This is a genomic window from Aeromonas sp. R3-1, from assembly GCF_040908345.1.
GTDB classification, from domain to species: Bacteria; Pseudomonadota; Gammaproteobacteria; order Enterobacterales; family Aeromonadaceae; genus Aeromonas; species Aeromonas veronii.
Genome location: NZ_JBFODN010000001.1, coordinates 1 through 6,781 on the forward strand (window position 1 = coordinate 1; position 6,781 = coordinate 6,781).

Here is a 6,781-nt window from a genome sequence, read left to right on the forward strand (position 1 = left end):
ACCCGCTACATGTCGTCGAGTCGATGCACCCCGTGCACCAGTCGGGTCAAGCGGGTCTGCTCCAGCCTGGCCAGATTCTCGAGCAAGGCGGTGGTGGCCGGTGTCGGGCACTCCCGGGCCAGATGACTCAGCTCGCCCACCAGCTGCTCTTCCCAGCGGCATACCTGAGTGACGATATCCTGAGTCTGGACTGATGCCGGCAGCTCGAAGCGGGTAATGGCAGGCAGCATATCCTCGCTGAAACTCTGGTTCAGCCAGGTCTCCCTGACCGCATCTCCCAGCTGAGCGGTATATTCGTGCAGATGGGCACTGGCCGCATCCTCACGCCCTTGCAGATAGACCAGCAACATCCGGCTGCGTTCGCTGTCCACCTGACTGGTCAAACGCCCGTAACAGAGTCCGAGCTGGTGATGAACCTGCTCAAGATAGTGCAGCAACTCTTTGATCTGTTGGAATCTCATCGCACTGCCCTCCATGTTTGTCGACAACATCAGTATAAAAAACCGGCGCCACCGACCCAATCCCTATCCGAGCCCCCCTTGCGCTGCATCAAGGTTGACGCCGACAAAGTGACGGTCAGGTGATCCGGTCGAGAATAGGGAACGCTTTGTGCAGCAATTTGTGTAACGATGGAGGAGCATTAAGCTCGACAGCAGATGTGAACAGAAACGGGCTGGCACACTAATAAAACCAGCATATACCCGATATAAACCATCTTTAATTCGGTCATATCCCGTAGGGACGAAACAGGATCTGGAAGAGCAACAATACCATCCTGATCGTTATCCGCCTGACAGAAATCCTTATCACTTTTTTAGACGTCTAGACGTAAAAACATGCGTTGACATAGCCATCCAGACATCTTAGCATCATCCTCCATGATGACAGAGTAACCCAGTGGAACCTCTGCCCAATTTCCCCGCCTGTAGCGCCCTGTGCTTTAAGGCTGTTAGCACGGAAGAATCCATGATTAAGTTGATCGGTCTCAACAAAGTCTACGGTACAGGCAGTGACGCCGTGCACGCCCTGCGTGATGTGAGTCTGCATGTACCCCAAGGCAAAATCTTCGGGGTGATCGGTGCCTCCGGTGCCGGCAAGAGTACCCTCATTCGTTGTGTCAACCTGCTGGAGCGCCCGACAGAGGGTCAAGTCATCGTTGATGGCCAGGATCTGGTCGCCCTGAGCGAACGGGATCTGACCCTAGCTCGACGCCAGATCGGGATGATTTTCCAGCACTTCAACCTGCTTGCCTCCCGCACCGTGTTTGCCAACATCGCCTTTCCGCTGGAGCTGGCAGGCTGGAGCAAAGAGAAGATCCAGCAACGGGTTGCCGAGCTGTTGGCACTGGTCGGGCTGGAAGCCCGTGCCCATGCCTATCCGTCCGAGCTTTCCGGCGGTCAGAAACAGCGCGTCGCCATTGCCCGCGCACTGGCACCGGCCCCCAAGGTACTGCTCTGTGACGAGGCCACCTCGGCCCTCGACCCGCAGACCACCCGCTCGATCCTGACCCTGCTCAAGGAGATCAACGTCAAGCTGGGGCTCACCATCCTGCTCATTACCCACGAGATGGATGTGGTGAAAGGGATCTGTGACGAAGTGGCCATCATCAGCGACGGCCGTCTGATCGAACAGGGCGAAGTGGCCTGGTTCTTCAGTAATGCCAAAACACAGCTGGCGCGTGACTTCATCCACTCCACCATCCATCTGGAGGTACCGCAGGAGTATCAGGATCGGATGAGCAGCGAGCGGGTGCCGGGCAGCTACCCGCTGGTGAAGCTCGGCTTTACCGGCAGCACGGTCGATACACCGCTGATCTCCGAGGCGAGCCGCCGTTTCAATATCGACATCAGCATTCTGAGCGCAGACATCGAATACGCCGGTGGCGTCAAATTCGGTTTCCTGCTGGCCGAGCTGTTCGGGGATGAAGCCCAGTGCGAGGCCACCCAGCAGTTCCTTATCGACAACCACATTCAGCTGGAGGTAATGGGTTATGTCCGAAGCCATGATTAATCTGCTCATCACGGCCCTGGGCGACACCCTGATCATGGTGTTTGCCTCCGCCCTGTTCGGCTGCCTGCTGGGTCTGCCGCTCGGCGTGGCACTGCATGTGACCAAGGCGGGCCAGATCCTGGCCAACCCCTTGCTCAACCGTACTCTGGGTATGGTGGTCAACGTGGGTCGCTCGGTGCCCTTTATCATCCTGCTGGTCGCCATCATTCCGCTAACCCGGCTGATTGTCGGCACCAGTATCGGCACCATCGCCGCCATCGTGCCGCTGACTGTCGGCTGCATCCCTTTCATCGCCCGTCTGGTGGAAGGGGCCCTGATGGAGGTGCCGGACGGCCTGCTGGAAGCGGCCAAGGCGATGGGCGCCAAGCCGTTGCAAATCATCACCAAGGTGCTGCTGCCCGAGGCCCTGCCCGGCATCCTCAACAGTGTCACCATTACCCTCGTCACTCTGGTGAACTACTCGGCCATGGCCGGGGCCATCGGTGGCGGTGGTCTGGGGGATGTGGGTATTCGTTATGGTTATCAGCGCTTTGACCCGACCGTCATGCTGGTGACCGTGGTTATCCTGGTAGTACTGGTTCAACTTATCCAGAGCGCGGGTGAGCGCCTGGTCAACAAATGTGATCATCGTTAATCGTCGATTTCTGACAGGAGGTTTTATGAAATTTGGCATCAAATCCGTTGCGGCTGCCCTGCTGGCTGGTCTGGTTCTGGCCGGTTGCGGTCAAAAAGAAGAGAGCAAGGTTCTGAAAGTGGGCGCTATTGCCGGCCCCGAGACCGAACTGGTTGAAGTGGCTGCCAAGGTCGCCAAAGAGAAATACGGTCTGACAGTCGAGGTGGTCAACTTCTCCGACTACGTCACCCCGAACGTGGCGCTGAACGATGGCAGCATCGACGTCAACGCTTTCCAGCACAAACCCTATCTGGATGCGCAAGTACGTGATCGCGGCTTCAAGCTGGTGCCGGTTGGCAACACCTTCGTCTACCCGATTGCCGGTTACTCCAAGAAGATCAAGGCGCTGAGCGAGCTGCAAGATGGCGCTCAGATCGCGGTACCGAACGATCCGACCAACCTGGGTCGCTCCCTGATCCTGCTGGCCAAACAGGGCCTGATCACCCTGAAGGATGGCGCCGGTCTGGAAGCCACCGTGCTGGATATCGCCAGCAACCCGCGCAACTTCAAGATTGTCGAGCTGGAAGCAGCCCAACTGCCGCGCTCGCTGGAAGACGTGGACTTAGCCATCATCAACAACACCTTCGCCGGTCAGATTGGTCTGACCCCGACCGAGAACGGCCTGTTTGTTGAGGACAAAGAGTCCCCCTACGTCAACCTGATCGTCGCCCGCGACAACAACAAGGATGACGAGAAGGTCAAACAGTTCGTACAAGCTTTCCAGACCGATGATGTCTACAAGAAAGGTCTCGAGCTGTTCAAAGGCGGCCTGGTAAAAGGTTGGTAATTGCTCACTCGGCAAAAAAGGCCACGCAATGCGTGGCCTTTTTTATTGGCGCCGCTATCATATCCGCGAGCACGGCAACACGAACATACTCATAACATGAAAAAATGGTATCTGGCCTACTGCAAGCCAAAAGAAGAGGCCCGCGCCCGCGCCCACCTCGATGCCCAGGGTATCGAATCCTATTACCCCATGGTGGAGATCGAGAAGCTGCGCCGGGGCAAGCGAGTTCCGGTACGGGAACCCATGTTCCCCAACTATCTGTTTATCTTCGTTGATTTGGAAGAGGTGACACCGGTCACCCTGAAATCGACCCGCGGCATCAGCCGGATCATCCACTTTGGCAGTGAATGGACCCCCATCAGCAGCAAGCTGGTCTATCAGCTGATGAGTCGCGATGACAGCGACGAGGCGAGAGCCAGCTACGCCAGCCTGCCCTGCTCGGGCGACAAGGTGCTGATTGAAGAGGGGCCGCTTGCCGGCTTCGAAGCCATCTATATGGAGCCGGATGGAGAGAAACGGGCAATTTTGCTGGTCAGCTTGCTCAACCGGGAGACCACCAGCAGCTTCGACAACCACACCTTCAGACGTCTGGACTAAACTCACGGGCCAGACGGCCCGGTGAATGGCAATAGCAATGGCGGGATAATCCCGCCATCTCACGCATCAAGATCAAAGCGGGCGATGACCGCCTTCAGCTTGCCGGTATCACCAGCCAGTCTGGCTACGATCTCCTCCCCCTGCTGACTACGCTGACAAGATTGCCGACTGAGCGCGGCAATGTCGTCGACCGTCCCGGATACCTCGGCGGCCACCCGCGACTGCTGCTCGGTTGCCACCGAAATGGCCTCCAGCTGGCCCGACAGCGACTGTACCAGCTGGTTCATGGCACTCAGGGTATCTGTCACCAATCCAACAGCATCCCGCCCTTGCTCCACCAACCGGGTACCGCTGCTGACGGTACTCACCGTCTGGCGAGTCTGCTGGGAGATGGCCGCAATAGTCTGGCTGATCTCGGCGGTTGATTGATGGGTGCGGGTCGCCAGCTGGCGCACCTCGTCGGCCACCACCGCAAAACCGCGCCCCTGCTCGCCTGCCCGCGCCGCTTCTATCGCCGCATTGAGTGCCAGCAGATTGGTCTGCTCGGCTATAGTGGCGATCACCTCGGTGATCTGCCCCACTTGTTCACTCTGATGCTCCAGCAGCCCCATGGCTTCGTTGGCCTGTCCAATCATGGCGGCAATTTGCTGCATGGTATCGCTCATTCGTGCCAGCGCGGCCTCTCCCTGACGGGTCTGCTGCCGCACCTGATGGGCACCATCCGCCACACCGGCAATGTTACTGGCCACATCACGAGCGCTCACCGACATCTGATCGATAGCCGCCGCCACCGCATCAACCCGCTGATCCTGCTCCGTCAGATCCGCCACTATGGCTCTGGTGGTGCTGCCCACATCGAGACAGGCCACCTCGACCTGCCCCACAGCCCCCTGCAACTCCCCGACCAGATGATGTAACTGGGCAGACATCCGGTTGATGGAGCCGGTCAATTCTCCCAACTCATCCTGCCCTGTGATTGGCAAGGGCTCGGCCGCCAGCCGGCCATCCGCAACCTGCCCCGCCCGGGTTACCAGACAGGCAATGTCACGGGTCAGACGGCGACTAAAGAGCCAGGCGACTACCATGCCAAGCACGATGGCACTGCCGGTAGCCAACAGCAGAGTCTGGTTGATGGCCCTCCCGGCTCCAGTCATCTGCGCCGAAATCTGATCCACCTCGGCACGGGTTTTCCCCACCTGCTGGACCAGCTGCTCGCTGAGGCTGGACTGCATCGGCTCGATGTCGGTGGCCATCAGGTAGTTTGCCTGATCCCAATCCGGCGCCTGGCGTTTCTCGATCACCTGCCCCACCAACTCGGAGAAGGGGGTCGCCATCTCTTCAAACAGCTGCCAGAGGCTCTGCTGGGTGTCGGTAAAGAGCGCGGCTTGCTGTTTAACCTCAGCAACACGCTGCTGATGAAACTGGTAGTAATCCTGATACTTGCTGCGGTATTCGGGGTCACCTGAGATGAGAAAATCCCGCAGGGCAGAGAGGGCGTTGGCGAGGCTGTTGTAGGCATCCCCCACCTGTTTGAGCAGCATGCGGCGATCGCCGGAAAGTTGATCCTGCGGTGTACCAACTTCTTCATTGGCAAAGGATTGCAACTGATCGAGCGCAGCCTCCGCCAACGGCCCCGCCTCCTGCAGCATCAGAGTGTGAGCGGGCAGATTCTCTTCACTCTGGGCGATGGTCCACACCTTCTCCTGATGGCTTTTGAAGGTCTCGAGAGACTTGGCGAGCGCCGGACTGAAGGCCTGATGGGCGATGGCCTGCCAGGCCGACTCCCACTCCTGCTTGAGACGGGAAGCCTGAGCCGGATCCTTGCCGAGGATCAGATAGCCACGCAAGGCAGAAACGGTGGCAACCAGTGCCTTCTGGCTCGTTTCATCCCGCTGCAGGGCGGGCAGCGCCTGCTCCAGCAGGGTGTGTTGGGCCTGATTGATCTGGGTCAGCCGGTAATAGACCAGCGTGGAGGAGAGCAGGATCAGCAGGTTGATAAAACCGAAGCTGAGCAGCAACTTGCTTGAGATTTTCATGAACATCCTTGTTCAAACGGAGGGATCCAGCCAACAGAATCAGATAGATATCAGTGTAGGCAATCTATCTTGCCAAGTCCGGTGCCAATTAGCCAATTCACTGCGCGGCATCGGGCGGGCAGAGAAAAATCCCTGACAGAGGTCGCAACCGAGTTGGGCCAGCACTCGCCAGGTCGCCTCATCCTCTACCCCTTCCGCCACCGACTTCAGCCCCAGCTTGCGGGCCAACTCGATACTGGACTCGATGATAGCCAAACGTGACGGATCGGCATGGCAGCGATCGACAAAGGAGCGATCCAGCTTGAGTTCGGTGAACGGCAACAGTGCCAGCTGCTGCATCGAGGAGTAGCCGGTACCAAAATCATCGATGGAGAGGCCAAAGCCATGCATCCTTAGCCGGGTCAGCACCTCCAGAGACTTGCCCAGATCCTGCACGAATGCGCTCTCGGTCACCTCGAGGGTGATGAGCTCAGGATTGATACTCCAGCGCTTGCACTGATCAATCAATAAGTTGCAAAGATCCCCTTCAATGAGTGAGGTGGTAGAGAGGTTCATCGACAGATTGAGTGACAACCCGGTTTCCTCCCATAAATGGCCATCACTCAGAGATTTGCTGATGATCACCTCGGTCAACGGATCGATAAGCCCGTTGCTCTCCGCCAGCGAAATAAAACGCCC

General features: G+C 58.1%; 7 protein-coding genes. 4 read left to right on the top strand and 3 right to left on the bottom strand.

The window, feature by feature from the left end:
* Positions 1–5 precede the first annotated feature (5 nt).
* Positions 6–461, bottom strand: coding sequence for a hypothetical protein (locus AB5Y85_RS00005; RefSeq protein WP_144713716.1), 456 nt, complete (start codon positions 459–461; stop codon positions 6–8).
* Between the two features lie 505 nt (positions 462–966).
* Between AB5Y85_RS00005 and metN the strand changes: the two genes are divergently transcribed.
* The 4 genes from metN to rfaH all read left to right on the top strand — a co-directional run bounded on the left by metN (position 967) and on the right by rfaH (position 4,067).
* Positions 967–2,010, top strand: coding sequence for a methionine ABC transporter ATP-binding protein MetN (gene metN, locus AB5Y85_RS00010; protein WP_368221004.1), 1,044 nt, complete (start codon positions 967–969; stop codon positions 2,008–2,010).
* Entirely contained in the window at positions 1,991–2,644 is a 654-nt protein-coding gene (locus tag AB5Y85_RS00015; protein WP_005339070.1) for a methionine ABC transporter permease, read from the top strand. The genes metN and AB5Y85_RS00015 overlap by 20 nt, the downstream gene beginning before the upstream one ends.
* A gap of 25 nt (positions 2,645–2,669) precedes the next feature.
* The gene (gene metQ / locus AB5Y85_RS00020) at positions 2,670–3,470 is read left to right on the top strand and encodes a methionine ABC transporter substrate-binding lipoprotein MetQ (protein WP_005339072.1); all 801 of its coding nucleotides are present in this window, start codon (positions 2,670–2,672) and stop codon (positions 3,468–3,470) included.
* Between the two features lie 96 nt (positions 3,471–3,566).
* A complete protein-coding gene (rfaH, locus tag AB5Y85_RS00025) occupies positions 3,567–4,067 on the top strand; it encodes a transcription/translation regulatory transformer protein RfaH (RefSeq protein ID WP_005339074.1) in 501 nt (166 codons plus the stop codon).
* Between the two features lie 59 nt (positions 4,068–4,126).
* Here the strand turns inward: rfaH and AB5Y85_RS00030 are convergent, their stop codons facing one another.
* On the bottom strand, positions 4,127–6,103 hold the full coding sequence (locus AB5Y85_RS00030; protein ID WP_368221005.1) for a methyl-accepting chemotaxis protein: 1,977 nt from the start codon (positions 6,101–6,103) through the stop codon (positions 4,127–4,129).
* Between the two features lie 39 nt (positions 6,104–6,142).
* Positions 6,143–6,781: EAL domain-containing protein (locus AB5Y85_RS00035; protein ID WP_368221006.1), on the bottom strand; the 639-nt coding region annotated here is incomplete at its 5' end.

Excerpts from the sequence above, each read along its gene's own strand:
- metQ (WP_005339072.1), top strand. The coding sequence starts at position 2,670 with ATGAAATTTGGCATCAAATCCGTTGCGGCTGCCCTGCTGGCTGGTCTG.
- AB5Y85_RS00015 (WP_005339070.1), top strand. The coding sequence starts at position 1,991 with ATGTCCGAAGCCATGATTAATCTGCTCATCACGGCCCTGGGCGACACC.
- rfaH (WP_005339074.1), top strand. The coding sequence starts at position 3,567 with ATGAAAAAATGGTATCTGGCCTACTGCAAGCCAAAAGAAGAGGCCCGC.
- AB5Y85_RS00005 (WP_144713716.1), bottom strand. The coding sequence starts at position 461 with ATGAGATTCCAACAGATCAAAGAGTTGCTGCACTATCTTGAGCAGGTT.
- metN (WP_368221004.1), top strand. The coding sequence starts at position 967 with ATGATTAAGTTGATCGGTCTCAACAAAGTCTACGGTACAGGCAGTGAC.
- AB5Y85_RS00030 (WP_368221005.1), bottom strand. The coding sequence starts at position 6,103 with ATGAAAATCTCAAGCAAGTTGCTGCTCAGCTTCGGTTTTATCAACCTG.